This window comes from Methylobacterium sp. 1030 (assembly GCF_040544715.1).
Lineage (GTDB): Bacteria > Pseudomonadota > Alphaproteobacteria > Rhizobiales > Beijerinckiaceae > Methylobacterium.
Map to the genome: position 1 here is coordinate 1 of NZ_JBEPKM010000021.1, position 21,096 is coordinate 21,096.

The 21,096-nt window shown below is 67.2% G+C and carries 21 protein-coding genes; 14 read left to right on the forward strand and 7 right to left on the reverse strand.

Annotated features, from left to right (window positions below; all coding sequences use genetic code 11):
* Window positions 1-113 precede the first annotated feature (113 nt).
* Both ABIC30_RS25685 and ABIC30_RS25690 read left to right on the forward strand, forming a co-directional pair.
* A complete protein-coding gene (locus ABIC30_RS25685; protein WP_354456247.1) occupies window positions 114-755 on the forward strand; it encodes an autotransporter outer membrane beta-barrel domain-containing protein in 642 nt (213 codons plus the stop codon).
* Window positions 756-1,067: 312 nt separating this feature from the next.
* Entirely contained in the window at window positions 1,068-1,373 is a 306-nt protein-coding gene (locus ABIC30_RS25690) for an ArsR/SmtB family transcription factor (RefSeq protein WP_354456249.1), read from the forward strand.
* A gap of 78 nt (window positions 1,374-1,451) precedes the next feature.
* Here the strand turns inward: ABIC30_RS25690 and ABIC30_RS25695 are convergent, their stop codons facing one another.
* Window positions 1,452-2,894 carry a tyrosine-type recombinase/integrase gene (locus ABIC30_RS25695; RefSeq protein WP_354456251.1) on the reverse strand — a complete coding sequence of 481 codons (1,443 nt, stop codon included), beginning with the start codon at window positions 2,892-2,894 and terminating at the stop codon, window positions 1,452-1,454.
* A gap of 1,154 nt (window positions 2,895-4,048) precedes the next feature.
* Here ABIC30_RS25695 and ABIC30_RS25700 point away from each other — a divergent pair.
* From ABIC30_RS25700 to ABIC30_RS25715, 4 genes are all read left to right on the forward strand, one after another.
* A complete protein-coding gene (locus ABIC30_RS25700) occupies window positions 4,049-5,041 on the forward strand; it encodes a metallophosphoesterase family protein (RefSeq protein WP_354456252.1) in 993 nt (330 codons plus the stop codon).
* A gap of 564 nt (window positions 5,042-5,605) precedes the next feature.
* The gene (locus ABIC30_RS25705) at window positions 5,606-6,505 is read left to right on the forward strand and encodes a hypothetical protein (RefSeq protein WP_354456254.1); all 900 of its coding nucleotides are present in this window, start codon (window positions 5,606-5,608) and stop codon (window positions 6,503-6,505) included.
* Window positions 6,506-6,550: 45 nt separating this feature from the next.
* On the forward strand, window positions 6,551-6,883 hold the full coding sequence (locus ABIC30_RS25710) for a hypothetical protein (protein WP_354456256.1): 333 nt from the start codon (window positions 6,551-6,553) through the stop codon (window positions 6,881-6,883).
* A gap of 72 nt (window positions 6,884-6,955) precedes the next feature.
* Window positions 6,956-7,927 carry a 3'-5' exonuclease gene (locus ABIC30_RS25715; protein ID WP_354456258.1) on the forward strand — a complete coding sequence of 324 codons (972 nt, stop codon included), beginning with the start codon at window positions 6,956-6,958 and terminating at the stop codon, window positions 7,925-7,927.
* Window positions 7,928-8,147: 220 nt separating this feature from the next.
* On the opposite strand, the gene ABIC30_RS25720 is transcribed toward ABIC30_RS25715, so the two are convergent.
* The gene (locus ABIC30_RS25720) at window positions 8,148-8,405 is read right to left on the reverse strand and encodes a hypothetical protein (RefSeq protein WP_354456259.1); all 258 of its coding nucleotides are present in this window, start codon (window positions 8,403-8,405) and stop codon (window positions 8,148-8,150) included.
* Window positions 8,406-8,474: 69 nt separating this feature from the next.
* Here ABIC30_RS25720 and ABIC30_RS25725 point away from each other — a divergent pair, with 69 nt between their 5' ends.
* From ABIC30_RS25725 to ABIC30_RS25735, 3 genes are all read left to right on the forward strand, one after another.
* The gene (locus ABIC30_RS25725; RefSeq protein ID WP_354456261.1) at window positions 8,475-10,529 is read left to right on the forward strand and encodes an AAA family ATPase; all 2,055 of its coding nucleotides are present in this window, start codon (window positions 8,475-8,477) and stop codon (window positions 10,527-10,529) included.
* Between the two features lie 885 nt (window positions 10,530-11,414).
* A complete protein-coding gene (locus ABIC30_RS25730) occupies window positions 11,415-11,726 on the forward strand; it encodes a hypothetical protein (protein WP_354456262.1) in 312 nt (103 codons plus the stop codon).
* A gap of 234 nt (window positions 11,727-11,960) precedes the next feature.
* Window positions 11,961-12,275 carry a hypothetical protein gene (locus ABIC30_RS25735; protein WP_354456263.1) on the forward strand — a complete coding sequence of 105 codons (315 nt, stop codon included), beginning with the start codon at window positions 11,961-11,963 and terminating at the stop codon, window positions 12,273-12,275.
* A 685-nt stretch (window positions 12,276-12,960) separates the two neighbouring features.
* Here ABIC30_RS25735 and ABIC30_RS25740 read toward each other — a convergent pair.
* The 3 genes from ABIC30_RS25740 to ABIC30_RS25750 form a co-directional block, all read right to left on the reverse strand.
* Window positions 12,961-13,197, reverse strand: a complete 237-nt coding sequence (locus ABIC30_RS25740; protein WP_354456265.1) for a hypothetical protein — start codon at window positions 13,195-13,197, stop codon at window positions 12,961-12,963.
* Between the two features lie 12 nt (window positions 13,198-13,209).
* Window positions 13,210-14,172 carry a Y4kA family protein gene (locus tag ABIC30_RS25745; RefSeq protein WP_354456266.1) on the reverse strand — a complete coding sequence of 321 codons (963 nt, stop codon included), beginning with the start codon at window positions 14,170-14,172 and terminating at the stop codon, window positions 13,210-13,212.
* Between the two features lie 730 nt (window positions 14,173-14,902).
* Window positions 14,903-15,820, reverse strand: coding sequence for a hypothetical protein (locus ABIC30_RS25750; protein WP_354456268.1), 918 nt, complete (start codon window positions 15,818-15,820; stop codon window positions 14,903-14,905).
* 1,137 nt (window positions 15,821-16,957) lie between these two features.
* Between ABIC30_RS25750 and ABIC30_RS25755 the strand changes: the two genes are divergently transcribed.
* From ABIC30_RS25755 to ABIC30_RS25765, 3 genes are all read left to right on the forward strand, one after another.
* Entirely contained in the window at window positions 16,958-17,929 is a 972-nt protein-coding gene (locus ABIC30_RS25755) for a DUF6634 family protein (RefSeq protein ID WP_354456270.1), read from the forward strand.
* A gap of 43 nt (window positions 17,930-17,972) precedes the next feature.
* Window positions 17,973-18,281, forward strand: a complete 309-nt coding sequence (locus tag ABIC30_RS25760) for a metallophosphoesterase (RefSeq protein WP_354456272.1) — start codon at window positions 17,973-17,975, stop codon at window positions 18,279-18,281.
* A 111-nt stretch (window positions 18,282-18,392) separates the two neighbouring features.
* Entirely contained in the window at window positions 18,393-18,803 is a 411-nt protein-coding gene (locus ABIC30_RS25765) for a metallophosphoesterase family protein (RefSeq protein WP_354456273.1), read from the forward strand.
* A gap of 17 nt (window positions 18,804-18,820) precedes the next feature.
* Here the strand turns inward: ABIC30_RS25765 and ABIC30_RS25770 are convergent, their stop codons facing one another.
* Window positions 18,821-19,033, reverse strand: coding sequence for a hypothetical protein (locus ABIC30_RS25770; protein WP_354456275.1), 213 nt, complete (start codon window positions 19,031-19,033; stop codon window positions 18,821-18,823).
* 237 nt (window positions 19,034-19,270) lie between these two features.
* Between ABIC30_RS25770 and ABIC30_RS25775 the strand changes: the two genes are divergently transcribed.
* Both ABIC30_RS25775 and ABIC30_RS25780 read left to right on the forward strand, forming a co-directional pair.
* A complete protein-coding gene (locus ABIC30_RS25775) occupies window positions 19,271-19,429 on the forward strand; it encodes a hypothetical protein (RefSeq protein ID WP_354456276.1) in 159 nt (52 codons plus the stop codon).
* Entirely contained in the window at window positions 19,429-19,854 is a 426-nt protein-coding gene (locus ABIC30_RS25780; protein ID WP_354456277.1) for a hypothetical protein, read from the forward strand. Before ABIC30_RS25775 ends, ABIC30_RS25780 begins: the two co-directional genes overlap by 1 nt.
* A gap of 208 nt (window positions 19,855-20,062) precedes the next feature.
* On the opposite strand, the gene ABIC30_RS25785 is transcribed toward ABIC30_RS25780, so the two are convergent.
* Window positions 20,063-20,980 (reverse strand): hypothetical protein, encoded by a 918-nt coding sequence (locus tag ABIC30_RS25785; protein WP_354456279.1) that lies wholly within the window; start codon window positions 20,978-20,980, stop codon window positions 20,063-20,065.
* Window positions 20,981-21,096 lie beyond the last annotated feature (116 nt).

The following is a 21,096-nucleotide window of genomic DNA, read 5'->3' on the forward strand; positions in this document are numbered from 1 at the left end:
GGCAGCGCGTCCTTCACGCCGCGTGAGGCGGGCCGGAAACCGCCCGACAAACCAGACCGAGCGCCTCCCACCGTCAGCACCGAACCTGCGGAAGAGCCAGTTCCGGATGTCGCTTGATAGCCGGCGGGCTCACCGGGACGACGAGCGACGCAGCTGATGTCTCTGCTGCGCTCAAGCACCAGATCGGCCCCTGGCTACTCGCGGCTTCAGCCAACCTTGGTTATTCCTGGGCCGACAACAAACGACTGATCGACTTCGGTGGCGCTACTGCCACGGCGCGCAGCAAGTCCGGGATCCTCAGCGCGGGCGGTCGGCTGAGGGCGAGTTATCAAATCTTGTTCGGCGATTGGTATCTCAAGCCCTACGCGGATCTCGATCTTCTCTACAGTTTCAGCCCCGCCTATTCCGAGACCGGGGCACCGGGCTTCAACCTCGACATGCGGCCAGTCGCCAAAACGCTGGTGGCATTCAGCCCGATGATGGAGATCGGCGGCCGGATAGACCTCGACGTGGGGCGATGGGTCCGCACCTACGGCACCCTCGGCCTGTTCGCGACGGAATCGGCAATCCCCGATCGCCTCGGCGAGGTCGGTTGGGTTTCCAGATCAGTCTCGGCGGCGGCATCGAGGTGGCCGGCGAGTATCAGGGCTAGATCGGGGACCACTTCCTTTCACATGCCGGCACGGCCCGGATGCAGGTGCGGTTCTGAAGAGATCTGCTGCCAACCGCACCAAGGCCGACCGCGAGTGATCTGATGCGATGGGGCGTCCGCTTGCCACGGCATTCGCCCAGATGCGGACCATCGTCACACCGACAGACGCGGGCTTCCCGCTTTTGATCCATGCCCGCCGTTTGGAGTGCCTTTCCGGCTTCCGGAAAGAGGTCATGCATCGATCGTTCGGCAGATGCGACTGGAGCTGACGTTCGGAGGTTGCGGAAGCCTATCCCGGGGCCGGGCTCGATCGCCGCTTACGGCCGACCCTGCCCGCCCGAATGCGATCGAGGCAGAGCCCCACCTGAGCCAGGCCGCCTTGACACGGCACGCTCGCCCGGAGAACCCGTGTCGAATGGACGAGTCGACCGCTGCAAGCCTTCTCGAGGCGATTGGCAACCCGGTCCGCCTGCGAGCCCTGATCGAGCTCAGGCGTGCAGGGGATGCCGGCCTATCGGTGGGTGCGCTCCAGGAGCGGCTTGGAATCGATGCCAAGTCGACTCTGTCAAATCATCTGCGCCAGCTCGTGCATGCGGGACTGGTCACCCAGGAGAGACGCTCCACAGTGCTGCTGTGCCGCGCCCCGGCCGACCCGTTGGCGGGTCTCATCGACTTCCTGACCCGGGCTGCCCTCACCTCCGTCGATGAGCATACCGCATAGGTACACTCCATCGGCAGCGGAAACCGGGCTGGGTTCGAGCGGCCTCGTCCAGTCAGCAGTGCCCGCAACGCCGAAAGCCTACTGATCCGCCGGCGCCCGCAGACCCATCTCTTCCTCGACCGGGCTGCCATCGAGGGGCGGCAGCTTGACCCGCGCGATGGCTTTCCGGGCAGCGCGCATGGCCGGTCCTTCGCTGTAGACGTCCAGGGTGATGGAGCCGCGCGCGTGGCCGACGATCGCCGCGATCATGGGGCCGGGGACGCCCGCGCGCTCCATGCGGGTGATGAACCACCGCCGGAACGAGTGGAAATTCACCAGGGAACGGCGCTTGCCCGGCACCTGTTCGTCGACGCCCACGTTCCGGCGATAGAGGGTGAAGTGGTTCGAGGTCTTGAAGCTGCGTTCCCGCATCGAGCCGGTCTTCCGCACCGGGGGCCATTCCGGGAACAGGTCGTCCTCGGGAGCTTTGTCCATCCGCCGCCGGGCGACGACCAGCACAAGGTCAGGATGGATTGGCACGTAGCGGTCGCCCGGCTCGCTCTTCTGCGCCTTGAACTTGAAGCAGTTCCTGTCCGTATCCTGCACCTTGAGGTCCACGATCGCATCAAGGCGCGCGCCCGTGAGGGCGCCGATCAGCATCAGATCCTGCATGTGCGGCGAGGCTGGCCCGCGCAGCAGGTCTACGACCTCTTGGTCGGTGAACGCGCGCTCCTTTTTACCGGACTTCCTCTTCGGTCGGCGGATGACGATGCCGGCGAATGCGTTCTTCCCCGCCGCCGCGGGAAGACGCGGCGCCATCCACTGCCAGTAGGCCGCAAGCCGCCCGACGTACTTCTTGCACGTCACGTGGTCGAGGCCAGAGTTCGCCACGAGATGGTCGACGAATGCGTGCGCGACGCTGACGTCGATCGCTTCCAGAATGGGGGGAATCTCCTCGCGCTCGCACCAAGCCTTCAGCATCCTCAGGGCACGCGCGTCGTCCGCCAGCGTGCGTTCCTTGACGTCGAGGCCCTTCAAGTACTCCTCGTGCTTGAGGTCGAAGGGCGTGACGCGGCCATGGGCTACGGCGGAGAAGAGCATCGCCTTCGCCGTCTGCTCCGGAAGGGCCCGCTCGACATGCGTCGGTCCTTCCTCGGGATCTTCCGCCGGGATCCAGCGCGCATCCTTCCACCGGATCTCCGCGTGCCGCTCGTACACGACCCTGTCGAACTCGTCTCGATCCTCGGGGGTGCCGTCACGCTTCAAGTCGCGCGCGACCTTGGACAGCTCGACGGCGAGATTGAGATCGTCCTCCGACGGCTGGCCTACGCTCGCGAGCGCGGCGGCGATCCGGCGCTTGAACCGCTCCACGTGCGGCTTCTTGCGCGCGTTCGCCTGCCGCAGGCTATCCGTGTCCAGGTTGTGAACGAGCTTGGTGGCGCCGACAGCCCTGCGGACCGCGGCCGGCACGAACACCACGACGCGCCAGCTGGCGCCGTGGAACTCCAGGTACGCCTTTCGAGGATCGGCCGGACGCGGCATGCCATCTCCCGTCTTTGAGCGTTGGGGCGGATCGGGCGGCCGCAGACCCACAGAAGCACTTCATCCGCAAAGAACTGGTTCTATGCACCCGCGAGAGCCGAGGCGAACGGAAGGCCGCCAATAATTCCATTATTCGAGGATCTACAAATTATAAGCGCCCGGCGTGCTTTTGTCGAGCCCAGCGATTCGAGCTCATGCCCACCGATTCGTCTCGGCTAAACACGAACTGCCGGTGGATGCTCAAGCCGCGAGGGACGAACGCTGGCGAGTAGGCCTTGAGCTCCGTACGTTCCTTGCGCCTGCGGAAGCCAACCACGCCATGGCGATGCATCCGAAGTGAAGTCGCGTGGGAGCCTGTTTCGGAAGCGCCCAGGGGAGCCGCGCGCCCTTCGCGAGAAAGGCGTGGGACAAGGCGGCTCCCAAATCTCCCGTGGATCGGGTGATCGCGCCTCTGCATTCGTCCAGGCTGTAGCGGCCTACCATACCGATCCCGAGTCCGATGCCGCCAGGAAACCCGGCCGGCCCGAACCATTCGGCCGCGGCGGACCCAGAACCCCAATCATCCGATCGACCGAACCGCGCCGACCGCTGCCGAACGTCGAACCGAACTCGCGGGGTGCCGGATCCAAATCCACGGCGCGTCAACTTCACGTCGCGAACCCCAGGGGCGGCGAAAGGCTGCCCTCGATGCCTGATGAAAGCTCGGGCGACGATGCCAGAACGCCGGCCCATGACGAGGATGCATCGACTCTTTGCCACCTGACACGGCGAACTACGAAACGCCCCAAGCCCCGATCCGACGGTGCTATGGCTCCGATGGCCATTGTTGCCTTCGCCCCCGTAATCAACACCTTTCCGCCCGGCCAAAACTAGACCTCCGACCCATGATGCCGTATAGTTTCATCATTCCAAAAATATAGTACAAGCGCCCGCTTCTTCGCAGGCGGGTTCGGCGTCCCGCCTGCGGCCGGGCGATCGAGGAAGCGCTTCACCTGCTCGGGCCCGTCACGTCGGCTCGTCGAATAGCCCGGAAATGCCCCGCTACCCGGCAGCCGCATCCGGCGATCACTTCGCGCTCGGCGTCGGCGGTTCACCGGACGCCCCATCGTCGACCGGCTGCCGCATCGCGATTCGCCAAAAGCATGGGAGGCATCATGAACGCCCCTGTTCGCATCCGGAGGCCGATCGCGCCGTCCTTGGTGCACCACCGGCTCGTCAGGAGGGCGCTGTCCGACGCCGGAACGGGGGCGATGACCGCTCACCCCGGAACGGGGATCCGCCCGGGACGCCGTGCCTTCTGGATATTCTCTGACCTTCGCCTTGACGAGAATCCCGGATACGTCCTGCCCGAGGCGCCGGATTGCGATGCCATCCTGGTCGCCGGGAACATCGGGGCTGGCCTATGCGAGTCGCTCAGGCGGCTGGCGGCCGCGCTCGGCGGGCGGCAGGCCGGCCGCCCCGTGTTCGTCGTGCCCGGGAACGTCGAGTACCGCTCGGCGACGCCGCTGGTCCAAGCGCTGACCCGTGGGCGGGAACTCGCCGATAGGCTTGGCTTCCACCTCCTCTCCGACGCTGCCGCTCGTTTCGGGCCCCCGGAGGGTAACGGCACCGTCGTCATCGGCGCCACCTTCTGGACGGACTGGCGCCTGGGCGCGTCGCCGGAACTCCCCAGCGCGCGGGTCATGGCACGCACCGCAGGCGAGGATGGGAAGTCGATCCAGCTAAGGCGAGGACGGGCTCTGACGCCGCTCGACTCCCTCGCGATGCACGCGCGTTCGCGCGCCTTCATCGAGGACGCCCTGACCAGCGCGATGATCCAGTCGACAGGTTTCGCGGCCGGCGTGAACGCGTGCATAGACTGTGCACGCAAGGACGACGTCGCGGTGGTCCTAACCTGCCACGCGCCCAGCCCACGTTCGCTGCCCGACGATTGGGAGGGATGGTACGAAGACGGGTGGGTGGCTGCGTCACGGGCCTCGGAGGCCGAGGGCGCAATGGAGGCTTGGGGCGCCCCAAGGCTCTGGGTCCACGGCAACGTGCCACGCGCCGTTGATCGCCGGATCGGCCGGACGCGCGTCGTGGCGAACCCTCGGGTGGGCGAGCGCGGCTATGCCGGATTTGATCCGGCCCTCGTGGTCGAGGCCTGAACCGGCAGGGCGGTCCTGTCGCGGGCGCGCCGGAACAACGGCGTCGCCCGCCCTGCCATCACGCCACGCGAGCCCGGACCTCGGATCCTCGGAAGGCGCGCACCTGTGGATAAAAAGGGCGGCCGTCGCGTTCGGCAGGACGTGGCCGTCACGGAGCTTCGATGGCCAGCCGCTGGAACGACCGGTCGCAAACCTTCGATTCCGACCGATCGAGAGAGCCGATCCCCAGCCTTACGGTCACGCCATCTCGATGTCTCGCAGTGGTGCGGCCTCGGCGAATGCGGATATCAATCGATCTCGCCATGTGTCATTATAAAAATCCCCGGCTGTCGCTCAATAGCTCTGTGCGGTCCAAATCCACGACTAATCAATCTCTTTGAGTTGGGATTCCGCCAGGCGTCATAATATTCGGTCACTCAACGTCAACGATACGATCCCTGCTATTCTTGTTAGGGTTTCGGTAACCTTCCCGGCATGCCTACGGGCCGCCACGTGATGACCGGAGGGTTGGCATCGGCTATAGTTCGATTATTGCGGAACAACAGAACGAAAGGAAGAACAAGGATGGCCAGGATCGCTTACTTTTCCGACGATGAGGCCGGAACGCACTGCGCGCGGCTGACCTGCCTCGGCCTCTCCCAGCTGGACGGGAGCACGATCCTCGCTCTGCAGGAGCCGGTGCCGGTGGCCGGGCACGCGACGCCTCCCGAGGGCGTGTCAGTGGTCACCCTCGAGGACCGCGCCAACGCGTTCGATCTCGAGCGACTGCTTCTCGACGCCGAGCGGCGCGGAGCCGACGTCGTGGCGGCGCTGCCGCTCGCCTACGCGAGGGACAGGGTGGTCCGTCACCAGTTCGAGGCAGCCATCGCCGTGGGACGCGAGCCCGTCTCCGCCACGCGTGCCCTCCGTGCGGCGCAGTACGTCGCGACCGATCCCTGCGGGGCGCGCGGGAGGGCCTACGACCCAGTGCCGGTCTGGTTCCTCGCCGGGACGGATCAGTCGGTCCTCGCGACGAAGGCGAGGCTCTCTCCTGCGTGCGGGCCGCGCCTGCCTTTCGCGGCGCGCTCGCTGCCGATGGCGCTCCCCCGCATGTCGCCGCGCTCGCTGGACGACATGCGCGCCTGGCGGGGGGATGACGCCGTCCTCGGCACGGCGACGTTGCTCGCCGCGCTGGCCCTCGCGATCGCATCGGATCCGACGGCCGCGGCGATCGATGCCGCCGCCATCGCCGCCATGATGGCCTCCAGGCAGCTGCCGGCGGAGCGCCGGCTGGCCGATCGTCTGGTTGGCCTCGCCGAGGCCTACGGGCGCCTGGCGGCTGACGACGGCCCGGGGCGCCCGGAAAGCCCGGGCAGGCAGGCCGCGCGGTCCCGGGACCGGCGGCGCCTCACCCCGCGCCCGCCGGTCTCGGCCGATGCCCGCGAGGCGCGCTGGGCACGGCCGCCCCGAGCGGGCTGCGCCTGAGCGGCCGGCGACCGGAAGGACCCCGAAACTGACGAGGAGGATGGGATGGTTGCCAACGGATCGAGTGCGCCGCGCGCCACCGGCATCGCGCGTGGCGTGCCTACGGGCAGGGGATCGGGGCGGCCCGTGGACCGGGGGCGCCGCCGCACGGTGGTCGGACGCCCTGGGCCGCGGGCGCGGCCGGTGCCGGTCGTCCGGCCCGCCGTCGCCGCGCCGGACGCCGAGGACATGCGTGGCTACGAAGAAACCGACGACGGGATCGACCCCGCGTTCGACGAGTGCAGCGACATCGCCGGCCACATTGATGGCTTGGCCGCGCGCGTGAGGCGCGGGCTGTGCCGCTGGGACGATGACGATCCCTGGACGGAGGCCGACTGAGCGGCCCGTCGACAGCGTCCCGCGCCGCCAGGGCGCGGGCGGAACGACTGCCACGCCCCGAAGGAGTCGCCCATGCAGACCTGCCTCGCCTTCCCGCCCGTCACCGCTCCAACGACGCGTGACGCATCGGCCCGCCGCGCGTCGCGGGGGGCCGCCCCGGCCGGGCCGAGCCGCGGGACCGCGGGCGACGCGGTCCCCGGCTCCGTCCTGGCCCTCGACATCGAGACCGTGCCCGACGCGCGCCTGATGCCGGCCGACTGGCCCGAGGACCGTTTCCCGAAAAACGCCTGGCACAGGATCGTCGCGATCTCCTTCGTCACCGCCGACATCCTGCCCGGCCTCGACGGCCGCGAGTCCTACGCGGTGAGCGACTGCCGGAGCGGTGGCGAGCCGGGCTGGGACGAGGCGCGCCTGCTGGCGGCATTCTGGAGGTTCTTCGACGCGGGCCGGTACCGGGTCGTGACGTGGAACGGCCGCGCCTTCGACATGCCGACGATCCTCGCGCGGTCGATGATGCACGGCATCGACGCGGCCGCCTGGTTCCGCCGGGGAACCAAGTGGGAAGGCTACGGGCACCGCTTCGCCGCCGATTGGCACACGGATCTGATGGACGCCATGTCGGGGCACGGCGCGTCCTCGCGCATGACCTTGGAAGAGGCCGCCGTCACGCTCGGCTTGCCGGGGAAGCTGGGCGAGCATGGGTCGCACGTCGCGGGGTTGGTCTCCGCCGGGGAGATCGACAGGGTCCGGGCGTACTGCGAGACGGACTGCATCAATCTCTTCGCCCTGTACCTGCGCTGGGCTCACCTGACCGGGCGGACGGACGTCGACGCACACGACCGGGCGATTCTCGGCCTGACGGATTTCCTCGACCTCCGGCGCGGGACGCGGCCGCACCTCGGGCGCTTCCTCGATGCCTGGCGACTCTCCGCGGACGGGGCCGTTACGATCGGCGCGAGGCGGGCCGCGGCCGGTCCGCCGGCGGTCGTTCACGGAACCTCGCCGATGACGCGCCAGCCGACCCCGGGCGAGGTTTCCGGCTAGGCGATCGATCCCGTTCCGTCGCCGCCCGTCCGCGATCCCGCCCAGGCGGGCGTCCCGTTGTGCCGCCCCGGCAGGCGGCCGTTCGCTGGCGGCAGGTTCAGGGTCCGGGGCCCACCACGCTTTCCGGTGGTCACAGCGAGGTCCGATGCGCGCCGATCCACGTGATTTCCGACGAAAAGGGCCGCGGCGCCGACGGAGCCGGCGCCGCGAACCGCTGCACCTATGGCGGAGCGCGGGACTCGGCGCGGTCGACCGGCGGGAGGCCGACCGGCTCGCCGAGTGCCTGACGCACGTCGAACTTCTCGGCGAGCCGCGCTGGCGCGCCGCGCGAAGCTGGGATGCCGCCGAAGCCGCCGGCGTCGCCCTGCGCCACCTCCGCCGGCATGGGGCCGCTGGTGCCGGGGCGGACGTCGCGATGAGCGCGGTCCTGCTCCACGCCCTCCGGGGCTGCGAAGCCTCCCGCGCCGTCGTCGCCCATGCCCAACGCCGGCTGTCGTCCAGCGGCCGATGAACCGCCCCGGCCCCCAGACCGATGAAGGAGCCCGAGATGAAGAACGTTGCCCCTACGGATGACGGCCAGGCCCGGATCCTCATGCGTCGCGTCCTGGACTACGCGGCTCGGAGGGCGGGCCGCGAACGGGCGGACCCCGACGACACGGACGACGCGGTGCCACCTCCCCCACCCCGTCCCGACCTCCTGGGGGCGGCCTTCCTGCTCGGCCGCGCCGCGACGGCGGCTGGCGTCGACCTCACCGAACCCTCGTCCCGAACCGGCGCGTACGTGGTCCGGGTGCCCTCGGCGTCCTGGGTGGCGCCGGTGTCAAACGCGTTCGGGATCTGTGTCTTCGGGTCGGCCGATGCAGGGCAGGATGGCGATGCGGGCCGCTCGTCGCGGTGGGTGGTCCCCGGATCCGGGCCGGTGGTGTTCCTGCGCGACGGCACCGGCAAGGACCATCGCCCGGATGCGGGCAACGACGCCGTGGGCGAGGCCGTGCACGTGGGGCGGCCCGTCGTCGGCTTCTCGCCGGATCCGGACCGGTCGTTGCCGGCGGACCTGCTGCGTGTCTGCGACGCGCGCCTCGAGGTGGGCACGCTCGATTCGGTCGCCATCTCGCGGGTGGTAGCCTGCGTGGCCGGTCCGGGGCTGCGGGCTCGCCTCGACGGAAACCTGACCAGGTTGTGCGACCTTTCCGACCTGCGGCTGGCCGTCGCCGCCCGGCGCGGACCGGACGGGTCGATGGCGGCCCTGCGGCGCCTGCTCCGGGCGAAAGTCCCCGCCCGGCCCGGACCGCGCCTGGAGGACCTCAGCGGCTACGACAAGGCCAAGGATTGGGGCCTGGCGCTGGTCGACGACCTGCGCCGGTGGCGGGCGGGGGAGATCGGGTTCTCGGAGTGCGAGAGTTCGATCCTGCTCTCTGGGCCTCCCGGCTGCGGCAAAACGCAGTTCGCGGCCGCGCTCGCCCGCAGCGCCGATCTGCCCTTTCTGGCGGGCTCGCTCGGCCAATGGCAGGCCGCCCGTGACGGCCACCTCGGCCATACGCTCGGCGCGATGCGCGCGTTCTTCGACAGGGCGCGGCGCGGCCCCTACGTGGTGTTGATCGACGAGATCGACTCATTCGGAGACAGGAATAATTCATCTCACGACCATCGCGGCTTCGGCACGCAGGTCGTCAACGCCCTCCTCGAGATCCTGGACGGGGCGGCAGGGCGCGAGGGCATCGTCGTGGTCGCCGCCACGAACAACCCGGAGGCCGTCGACCCGGCCATCCGCCGTTCGGGGCGGCTCGACCGCCACGTCCGGATCGGCCGCCCGGGCATGGACGCGCTGCGGGGCATCCTGCGCACGTGTCTGGGAAGGACCCTGGCCCAGGCAGACCTGACGCCGGCGGCGGCCGAGGCCGCCGGGATGACCGGCGCGGATGTCGCCGCGGCGGTGAGGCGGGCGGCGGGGACCGCCCGCCGGTCCGGGCGGAGGATGGCCATGGCAGACCTGCTGGCGGCCCTCGCCGGCGAGCGCGCCCGCATGCCGACGCAAGTTCGGCTGCGGGCTGCCATCCACGAGGCAGGGCACGGGCTGGCGGTGCTCAGGCTGCGCAACGCCGGGCGGGTGGAACTGTCGCTTCAGGCGGGTGGCGGGATCACGGAGGCGTTCGACGATCCTGACCTGCTCGACCAGACCGAGAGTTCGATCGAGCGCTTCCTGACGGTCCTCCTCGCCGGCCGTGCCGCCGAGGAGGAGGCGCTCGGCGAGGTGTCCGCGGGTGCCGTCTCGGATCTGGCGACCGCCACGCGGGTCGCCGGCCTGATGGAGGCCCGCTGGGGTTTCTCCCGCAAGCATCCCCTGGTGAGCGTGGGGACCGACGCCATCGCCGACGTGGCGCGCATGCCCTGGCTTGCCGGGCCGATACAGGAACGCCTGCAGGCGGCCTACGACCGTGCGCGGAGCCTGATGCGCGACGAGTACGATGCGCTCGGACGGCTCGCCGAGGCCCTGTTCCTGTCGGGCTTCCTCGACGATGCGCAGGTGCGGCGATTCGTCGACGGGCCCGGCCCACGGGAGGGATCTGTGCCCGAGGCCGCGGAGGGACGCGCGAGGCCTTGAGGCGACTTCCCCGGCGCACTCTCGCTGGCGGCATCCGGCGGCGGTCCGTCCCGGGCGTCCCATCGTTGTCGGCCAGGGCCGGACGCGGGGATGGACGGGGCCGCGCACATCCCCGCATCGCGGCTCGACGGCCCTGCCGGTGTGCGGTCGTGGGTGGCCGGCGGCCGCGCCGGGCTCATGGGACAATCCGTGGTTGCCAAGCCGTCCCCCGGCACATCGCCGGCTTCAACGTCCGCAGCCCCGGCCTCGCGACGACGGCGTACCTGGCCGACGCCGTTGGGCGGCGGCCGAACCGCGCCAATCCACGATCGGGCGATGTCGTCGTGTTTTGCCCAAGCGGGGTCCGGGTCGGGTGTTCGGCGCGCGCCGCTCGCACGCCGGCCCGGCGGCAACCGCTAGCCCGTCGGCGCAGCGGTCAGACCGGACCGAGGCATGGCTTGGGGTGAACCAGAGACGTCCAGCATGCAAATCGTCGGTCAATAAAGGCCTGGACCTTCACCGTAAAATGATCAACGATGAGAAGGCCTGATCGGAACGCGGAGACAAAACCGCTTCCGGTCTCAACTGGTTACCGTTGAGATTAAACCTCCTTCGGATCCCGTTTCATTCCATCCGCCTCCAGGTTCGACCGCGGCTGCGGACGCAGTCGACGCGGAGGATCCCGCGAGGTCCTAATCAAGATCGTGTCATGAAGGACCGAATCCCGCGGAATGCCCGCTCCGCAGCCGACCGGAGTCGGGTGGCGGGCCTCGGGCGCCTTCGGCATGACGTCGCGGCGGCGCAGGCGGGCTGTCGCGACGAACCTAGGGCTGACCCGGGACCGGCTTCCCGGCGAACAACGAATCGCTAATCTCGAACGTACGGAGATGGAAGGAACAGCACGTCATGAACGTCGAAGCACGCCTCAAAATGCTTGAAGACAAGCTTGCCATCCTGGAGGCCACCGTCGACGGCAGCGAGGAACAGACGCGTGAGGCAACCGTGTACGTTGTCGGGATCGTCACGCGTTTCCTTCACGAAAAGGGACTGATCGACGAAGGCGCGCTGATGAACTACGTAGAGTCCTTCGAAGGCGCTTCGTCGGATCGCGAGGATTACATGGGGCAGATGGCCGGCCGGCTCGCCGCGATGATCGATTTCCACGAGCGTTATCCGGGGGATTTTGACCTACCCGGGGGCGGCACGGCGCATGGGTGAGAGTCGAGGGACGGTCGCGGCACGATCCGGCCAGGCGGCGGTTGCCGGAAGACCGTTCATCCCAGGCCTGTCGGGCTCGCGCCCTCGCTCTCGCCGTGCTCGACGTTTCCGGCGGCGGTCACGCCTCGAACGCGAGCCGGGCGCACTGCCCCACCGATTTGCAACCGTTTCGTGAGACCACCCGGGATGGAAGCCCGGCACGGGGCTGCCGCCCGGGTCGGCACGGAGATGAGCATGCACGGGGATCTGAAATTCGGGCTCGAGCTCCTCGGAAAGACGGTGGCCCGCGCCGCGACCGGGATCGCGGCGACGAACGACGGCGGACGGGCGGTGAGGAAGCGCATCGTGCGTGCGCTCGAGGCCCTTGAGGCCCAGGGCTTGGCCTCCATCGTGAGGACCGCCGACGGGGCCGTCGCCGGGGCCGAGCTGACCACGGCGGGCCTCGCGCGCGGGCGGGCGATCGCCGCCCGCTCGGCGCCGCCCGAGAGGCTACCGGGCGACGTGATGGATGTTGCGATCGTCCGGGGGCGGGACGACCCTGGGACGTGATGGCGGCAACCGGCTGGCCATTTGCATCCCCAGGGCTGCAAAACAGGACGGCCTAGGCCGCATGCCTACTCATTCGAGCGAGACTCGATCCTTGGGGCGTGCTCCTGCGCGTTCTGTCGGCTCCGGGGCTCGAGCGCGTCCCTGTGAAAGGCGCGCGGGAGTTCGGCGTGATCACCGGGGGCGCGAGGGCGGCTGACCGATCTTGGACGCAAGCTATGCCGATCATCCGGACAAGCGTCGGTAGGCGTGCGCGTACGGCGGGATGCGGGTCCGAATGGCCGAACGGATTCAGGGCTGCAGAGGCCGGCTCCCGATGCGGGCGTGGATCGGAACGGCCGAATGCGTTCCGCAGCTGACGGTGCGAGAACGGTGTGTTCGTCACCGCCGGGATTCAGAGTGGCGGCTTGATGAGGTCGAGTTGCGACCTGTGGCACCATGCGCCTGAGGGCTTCTATCCGCGCCATATCGAGGCCGCGTTCGACGCAATCGAGAACCCGAGCGCTCGCGCGAGGAGAGCGCGAGGAGCCGGCGCTAAGCCTCAGCATGGCCGATCACGCTGGCGACGAAACAGGAAGTTGGATGGCCCCCCACGTCGACCTCCAGCTCTGTCTCGATCAAACCTACGTCGACCAAGTTCTCCCGATCCGGCTGCCGCGAATGCCGCCGATCGTAAAGAATCTGCGCGCTAGCATTGAGAGTATCCGCCGTAGGTGAAGTTGTGGAGCTGATCTCCCTGCGGATCGAGGTTGTGCTGCTTAAGGAAGTCCGCGATATAAGTCCGCGACGCATCGGTACCGACGACGAAAAGCTCATCGCGGCCCTGGCAGCCTTGGATGAAATCGGCCGCGACCCCGGCATCGATGATCTTTTTCGCAAGCAGAAGTATCGCGGGCAGGCTACGAACGTTCTTGTCGTTGACCATCTGTACATCTCCCTATGGCAAAAGCAAGTTCAGTATCGAAGCTCCTGTCGGCGAGGACAAGCTATTCGAAATCTTTTGAAGATCAAGCTGAGATCTATTGGCCGACGCGATGGTGAGGGCGGCGTGAACCTCGTTCCTGGACTGCTCCTGCAGCTTCTTCAGCGGCTTGTCGACCTTCTCCGGCATCGCTAGAGCGAGGGTGACGCGATGTATGTCAGTCCGCGTGTTGTCGAATTTCGCGGTCGCTCCGGTCAATGCGAGCACACGTCCGAGCGGCGTGAACGTCGATCCCGGTGATATACTTCCATTGTAGCTGGTCGTGAACTGCATATCGTCAGTCAGGGATGGGGTTTTGGGAGCTCCCGCCTTGGATGATTTGCTGAGGTCTCCGGATTGATTAAGGCTAAGAAACGTCGAGACGGTGTCTGCGATGCGCGTCTGTCCGGTGATGGGGTAGTTATAGTTCGGTTGGTCAGTGTAGTACATTGTGCAGTATTGCTTATCGTATCCTTTTTCACCCGGACGCAATTCGTCATCAAGGCCAAGAAGCAGCCCCTCGAACGTATCCTCGATCGTGAACGTGCGTGTATTCTGGCGCTTGTGGTCGCTTCCGACATTGAACCCGATGACCTGCGTCCCCCGCGTGATCGGACGCGTCAAGGTGGCGCCACCGGTAAAATTCTGATCCTCGGTCATGTCGAGGCTGAAATCGTATCCGATACTTGCTGCAGCGTATCGCAGCAGGACTTCCTTCAGAATCGGATTTCTTACGGTTTTGATCAGGTCCGCCCATCTCGTCGTACGGTTCTCCAGCTCGCCAATGAGATGCGCATCCTCGTCTCGGCGACTGAGCGCGTATTCGACAGAGTGCTTAAGCGCATTCCGGACTTCACAGCGAACCTGCGCGACAATCCAATAGGTATTAAGCGGCGTAACATCCTGAGGTAGTGGCTGTATGGCACAGCCACCGCTCATTATACTCAACAAAGCCACCGAAAATGGCCCGAGACGAGACATGGATAGGCGCCCGACTGAATTCGGTCGAGCGAAACTAATAGGCCATCAGGCCCGGTCACAAGAACCTTAACGATATGTAGACGACGGAACTGTGGAGTGTGGTCTGGAAGCCACACGCAGCAGTTGCGTTCCCGCTCCAACTTGGAAACTCCCCGCCGGTCCACGGGAGAGCCCATCCCTCGCCAAGGGCCTTCTCCTTCTAAGGTTCCTGATCCAGTTCAACTCCGTCCTTCAGCCAAGCTGCTGCGACCTTCGCCTTGAACGTGGTGATGCTGCGCACCGTCTCGTGCAGGCATCGGGCGCGCGGGATCGGTTTCATCGGACACGGAGTCTTCTTTGCGTCTGGCTATCCTGTGGCCGATGGGTTCGGAAGGATGATCCGGAACGTCTCCACCAATCCCGGTTCGCCTGAGCGGTTCGCCAAGTTCGCCGAGAGCGCGGTTTGCACGGGCGAAATATCCTGGAAGCCGCGCGGTTCGCGGGTGTTCTGGAGGTCGATGCCCTTCGTCGCATTCAGTCAGTCGAACCCTCCGACGATGTCAACTCTGAGCCCATGCCCGCACCGGAGTGGCACTCCAATCGTTCCGGAAGGTGAGCTTTCCGGTTTCCCGGTCACGGATCTGGCTGGCAATCGCCCCCCCCCCGAGCCGCTCGTGTCGCCACTTGCGCCGTGCTGACATCCTGGTCATCACACGGTTGTTGGCGCCCTCGGCACGGGGCGAATAGATGTCGCCATTCTATTATTGTTGTATGCATTAGACAATGCTAGCTTCGACACTATAAAATCATGCCAATTATTGGCTTGAGCCACATTGGTTTCGTCGAGGCTCGCGGCAGTGATTGTCGAGGCCATAAGGGCGACGCGCCGACCTTGCGCGAAATACTCGTACGAATGTGCGTTGCTCGCCCGGTCAATGAATTCGCGCGGCGACAGCAATCCATCGGTTTGCGGGCCGAGATCACGGATCTCGGGCGCGTCACTACCCAGCCAAAGCTGCTGGAAGCACTTCAGCGAGGCCGGGTCTTGCCAACTAAGATAACATCCCTTCAGGACCTGGCGAGGCTCATTAATAGCGCCTGTAAATGAGTAGCGAACGCCGGGGGTTTTGATGGGATCAAAATAATTAGGTGTGTAAAAATCCGATACCATCAGATTATTTACGGTATAGCCGCAGTTCGACGCCTGGCAGGGATCGCAGGCTTCGATCAGGAAGTTCACCCGCCCCTGGTTCGGGTCCGGCGAGTCACCGGGGATGAAGCGACTCCCGAACGGATCCACGAGCATCTCGACCATCTCGTGGCTGCAGATCAGCGACAACGTGTTGATGTCGGGCGTCGCATAGACCATAGCCATCGGCTGTCCGTTCTGGGTTCGGTGAAACCCGGCAGAATTGCCATCCAAGTGATCGCTGATGATGATCGGCCAACTCCCTACTGGAACGTCTTCAAGCCTTTCGAAGGGATCCACCGTCGCTGAGACATCCCATATACCCGCGAGATCACGCGTCGCTTGTTTCTGAAGCGCGGCCAAGACCTGCATGACAATCCTCGGCGGGACAGCTGGGGATGTTGAAACCAGCGCAACCTGTTTGATCAACGCGGCCATGCATATCCTCGATCGTGATTTGGCCCGCGGCTCAGGCCGGAAGATTTCCTGAGCACTGATCGAGCCTGCCCGGAACATAGCTTACGCAAATACATGCTCTCGTCAACTTTGTATTTTTTGGCATCCACGCCCGATTGGCGCTCTTCACTCGGCACGTTTCGGAATGGCTATTGAAGGTCGCGACACCGATAATGTCTACGATCGTAGCGGGCAATGTATTTGCGGGCGCTACGGAGTAGAATGAATCGAGTTGCATGCGTCGGGACTATACCGTCGGCGCCGGCTGCTGCGGCCTGTCGCATCTGGGAGAGGAGGCTCACGGCGTTTGACCGTCGCGTCTCACCGAGACCGCGCCGTCACCGACCGGTACTCACCACGACCGGGAGCCCGGCCGGAACCTGATCGCACTTCCCGCAATGAAAGCTTCGAGCCACGACCAGAACCTCTTCCGCCCCTTGAGCCTGCAGCTGATCCCAGGTCCGCCACGTCATGGTCCGGCATGACGTGCAGCTTGGGATGCGCAGGCCACGGTATCCTTCAACCGTCCAGTCGCTCACCGTCCTCATGCGGACTGAGGTCACCATCGCAAACCATCTCCTGCAGGGCTGCGCCTGGGAAGATCCGGGCGACGGGCTGCAAGAGAGGTGCCTGGCGCTTCGACACCGGCCTCAGTCCTCTCCGCCTCGAGCGCACCGGGGCGAGATCACGGAGCTCCATCGCGCCCGGTTCCCGGACCGACGCCTCGGTCCTTTCAGGAACGGCCCGTGCAGGCAGGCGTTCGCGGCGTCTTCCGTGCAGGCGCCGCACGAGCCATCCCGGCCATCCCGTCGGTCGACGTCGATGGACGCGGCCGTCGACGTCGATTGCATCGGGATCGGATCGTCGTGCCCGACAGGATACGTTCGTACCGGACAGGGCGGCCGCTCGCCGCCGAGCGATGGTCCCATCGCGCTATTAACCACGGTTTGCGTTGGTCGATGTGGGCGGAAAAATATGGACCAGAATCGGATTATTCTTGGATAAGCCCGGCATTATCTCGACTTTTTGACGAGGTATCTCTATAATTCTGCCTCCCAACATTTTCGGACATGCATCGCGGTTCGGCCGCCGATGCGTCGCGCGTCGGGAGTTCCAGACATGGTCATCGGTTTCGCCGGCGCCACCGGGCGCACGGACGCGTCTCATGCTGCGCTCCTGGCAGCGCGCACGATCGCGATGGTCGAAGGGCGGGCAACCCTGCTCCTCGACGACCCAGCCGCAGCGCCGGCCGGGGACGAGACGCTGGACGTGATGGCCGTCCGCCCGACAGGGCGCGGCATCGGGCCGGCCTTGCGCTCGGCCATCGAGGCCAGTCGCGGCGAGGGCCGATCCGTGGTCTTGGACCTCGCGCCGGGCTTGCTCGGACGGACAGGGGTCCGGGCCTTCCTCGACGTGTCGGTCGCAGTCGTCGGCCCGCACGAGGCGGACGAGCGTCGCGCCGCGGGCATGGTCCGCGACCGCGGCGCTGATCCGGCACCGTGGTATCTCGGCTGCCGCCGCGCGGGCGGCGCGCCGGCGGCAGCCCGCTTCGCCTCCGCCATGGCCGAGCTCGCCCCGAACGCACGCGTGCTCCCGTTCGCCCTTCCGCCCATGGGGCGGGGCGAGGCAGCGGCGCTCGGAGGATCCGCCCCCCGGGGCCGGACGCTGCGCTCCGGGCTCCTGCTCCTCGCGGCGCTCCGCGAGGCCATGGCCTCGCCGGTGCCGGCGCGCTTCGTGCCGCTTGAGGCCGCGGCCCTCGACGAGCAGGAACGGATCGCGGTCGCCGCCGACGTCCGGTCCCTCCCGGACCGGCTGCGCGATCTCGCCGACGACATCGAGGCCGTCGAGGCGGGGTTCGGACCGACCCAGGCGGATCTCGTCGGCGCCCCGGTGCTCGATGGCTGGTCGTACGACGCCGTCGCCTCGCCGATCCTCAAGGGGCGGGTGAGCGGGCACCCCTGCATCGCGGAGGGCCACAGGGCGCGCACGAGCGAGGTATTCCTCACCGACCGTGCGACGTGGGCGCGAACGCTGTCCCGTTGGTACGTGCTGCGGGCGCCCGAAGGGGCGCCCACGGACGGCCTGCATTAACCCGTCCACGCCGCCCCCGTCCGAAATCCCACCCGTTCCCGCCTTGACCGGCGTCGGCGCGCCGCCGGCGGCAGGAGACGTGCGCATGCGCCTTTGGATTCTTTCGGACCTCCATCGCGACGTCGGCCCGCCGTGGGATCCGCCGGAGATCCCCGCCGCCGACATCGCCGTGGTCGCGGGGGATGTCTGCGAGGGCGTCGAGGCATCGCTCGCGTGGCTCGCTCGAACGATCCGCCCGCACATGAGGGTGGTGTTCGTCTGCGGCAACCACGAGTTCTATCGCGGCTGCCTGCCCGACGAACTGGCGCGCGGACGGGCCGCCGCCGCCCGGCTCGGCGTCGATTTCCTGTAGGACGAGGTCACTTGGATCGGCGACGTCGTTTTTGCCGGTTGCACACTGTGGACCGATTACGCGATCGACGGCGAGGACGAGGTCGAGGCGGCGATGGACGATGCCCGGCGCATGATGAGCGACCATCGGCTGATCGACCGGACGCGCCGTCCGAGGCCCCTGCCCTTCCGCCCCGAGGACGCGGCCGCGATCCATCGCACGAGTCGCGCCCGGCTCGAGGCGCTCGACGGCCGACGAGCCTGGACGGACGCCCGGGCGCGGGTCGTCGTCACCAACCACGCCCCGACGGCCTCCTCGCTCGACCCGGCCTTCACCGGCAAGCCGCTCAACCCGGCCTTCGCCTCGCGCCTCGACGGGCTCGTCGCGTCGCTTGCGGCCGAGCTATGGGTGCACGGGCACGTCCACGCGAGCCGGGACCATCGCGTGGGGCCGACCCGGATCGTCTGCAACCCGAAGGGTTACGGGGGCGAGAACCCGTCCTTCGAGCCCGGGCTCGTCATCGACGTCGGCGCGACGGCCTGAGCGGCGCCACGCCGCGATCACCACCGCCTTTCGTAGGACTCGACGACGAGCTCGCGCTTGGCCTCGGGGTCCGCATCCGAGGCGTCGTCCTCAACAGGAGCCGGCATCACGTCGAGCGCCCGGTCGAGGCAGAGCTGCGCCAGGACGATGCGGCTGCGATTGACCTTCTCCCACCGCAGATTGTGGCGCCGCTTGCTCGCGGCTTTCAGCAGGCGCTGCGAGAACGACATCAGCTCGGTCGGTCGCCGGGCTCGATCCCGTCCGCGAACGGCCCCCATCGGTCGGCGGGAGCGATCATCGGCGCCTCGGATGCTTGGAGTGCGGCTCGTCGTGCGGAGCTCGGGAGCTCGACAGCGTTCGGATCGAATGCGCGGCTTGAGCCATCGACGCATCACGGCTGCTGACCTTGGCGCTTGGCCGGATCGGATGAGCGTGATCAGGTCGCTTCGTCAGCCCGAGGAGGGATCATGCGCTTCGACACCTACGGCCCGTTTCAGGTCGCGACGGTCGACAGACAAGTAAAGGCCAGCCAGCCGGAGTTCTGGTCAGCGGTCGATTGGGAAGCGATGCGCTGGAAGTACAAGTCCGGCGAGCTGAACGAGCAATCGGCTGCTACGCCCTCGTAATGTACAATCGTGTCTATCGTCCCTGGTACGTGGGTCAAACACGCGCCCAGGCTGGCTTCCGCGGCGAGGTATTCCAGCCGCACAAGCTCGGCATCTACAACGAGTACACGACGGAGCGGCGAGGGACGCCGTACATGTTCCTGTTCCCGCTACTCACTGACAGCGGAGCATTCAGCAAGGCGCGCGCTTCTTCCGGCGACGCCATCGATTGGCTGGAGCGGACGCTGATCGGCATGGCCTTCGCCAAGAATCCGCTGCTGCGCAACGTCTCGCACACCCGGCATCTGCGCAGCGTCACGGTGTCCGGGATCATCGGCCCGCGCGATTCGGGACGACCGAACAGCTACACGGTCGAGGCGCGGCAAGCGTTCCTGGCGACGCCGAGGCCGCCGAAGGCGAAGGTAGCCGCAACCAACGACACGTGAGCGTCCGCCACGTCTACAGAGACCGCGCATGCTCACCGATCTTCAGTCGGACGCGCCTTCGCCGACCTCGATGAAGCTCCGCTTGTTTCGCTTCCCCGATCCCAACCTCCAGGCCGAGCTGGACCTGTCGTGGGTGACGGTCGTCCGCACGGCGAACGCCCATGCCGGCCTGCCGGCCCCCCTGCTGGACCGGATGCGCCTGATCCGGTTACACCTGCGTTTTCCGGCTCGAAGGCCGCGAGCTGGCGGCCGAGCTGTGAGGCACCATGGTCCAGCGGCCATTCTCGTTCCGGACCGCCCTGCCAGATCGCTTCAATCCCACCTTGCCTTCCGCCGCCGCCCAACCCGGCAAGCCGGCCGCCGCCAAGACATCGTTGACCTCCCCGCCCGTCAGTCCATCGAGGCCCGCCGCGCGTAGGGCAGCCAGCATGGCCTGCTCCGCCTGCACCCGTAGGCTGGCCTCACCCGGGGAGCGTGGGCGCTTCCGCAGGCTTTCCTCCGGCGGTGCGTTGAGCTGATCCTCTTGGTCCACGGCGCCGTTCGGAAGGTGCCTCGGCTCAGGCATCGCGGCCGCCTTGTCCGGTTTCGCGGCACGCGTACCGCGGGTCCTTGCCGGAACCCGGCGTTCCGAGGAGACTGGCTTCGTCTCGTCGTGTCGGGGAGAAGTGGCATCGATGCGGCGCGCGATCGCCGAGACCGCTTCCTCGAGCTTTATCATCCTCCGTATCAGTTCGCCGCGTTCGGCGTCGGCGGTCGCCAGGCGCTCCAGCATGGCGTCGAGCGTCTCTGCCTGGGCGGCTGTAGCGGAAAGCAGCCCAGGAAGTTCTAGGTCAGCCGGGGCGGTCGATCGGGATGCTTCGGGCAATCCACTTCCGTCACGCCGGCGCGCGTCACCTCGCAGCCGGAGGTAAGCGGCCGCTGCGTCGACATAGACCGCGCTCTTCGTGCACCCGAGTTCCAGCGCCACCTCCGCCATGGCGCGGCGCATCGCCCGCGGCACGTACACCATCACCTTGATGTTCTTCGAGGCCGGCGGGCTGGAGGGCGGCCGAGCGGCTTTCGGGACCCGCTTCTCCCTTGCGCGGTCTCGAGACCCGCCCGTGGTTCGCGTCGCCTCGGTCGCCATGCCACCCCCGCCCGGTTCACATTGGACAGCATGACAGCTTGTTGCTTTCGCGACGATGAAGGGTCGAGAGGCATGCGGTGGGTGGCCGAGCGACCACATGCCTTCACTACATCTGG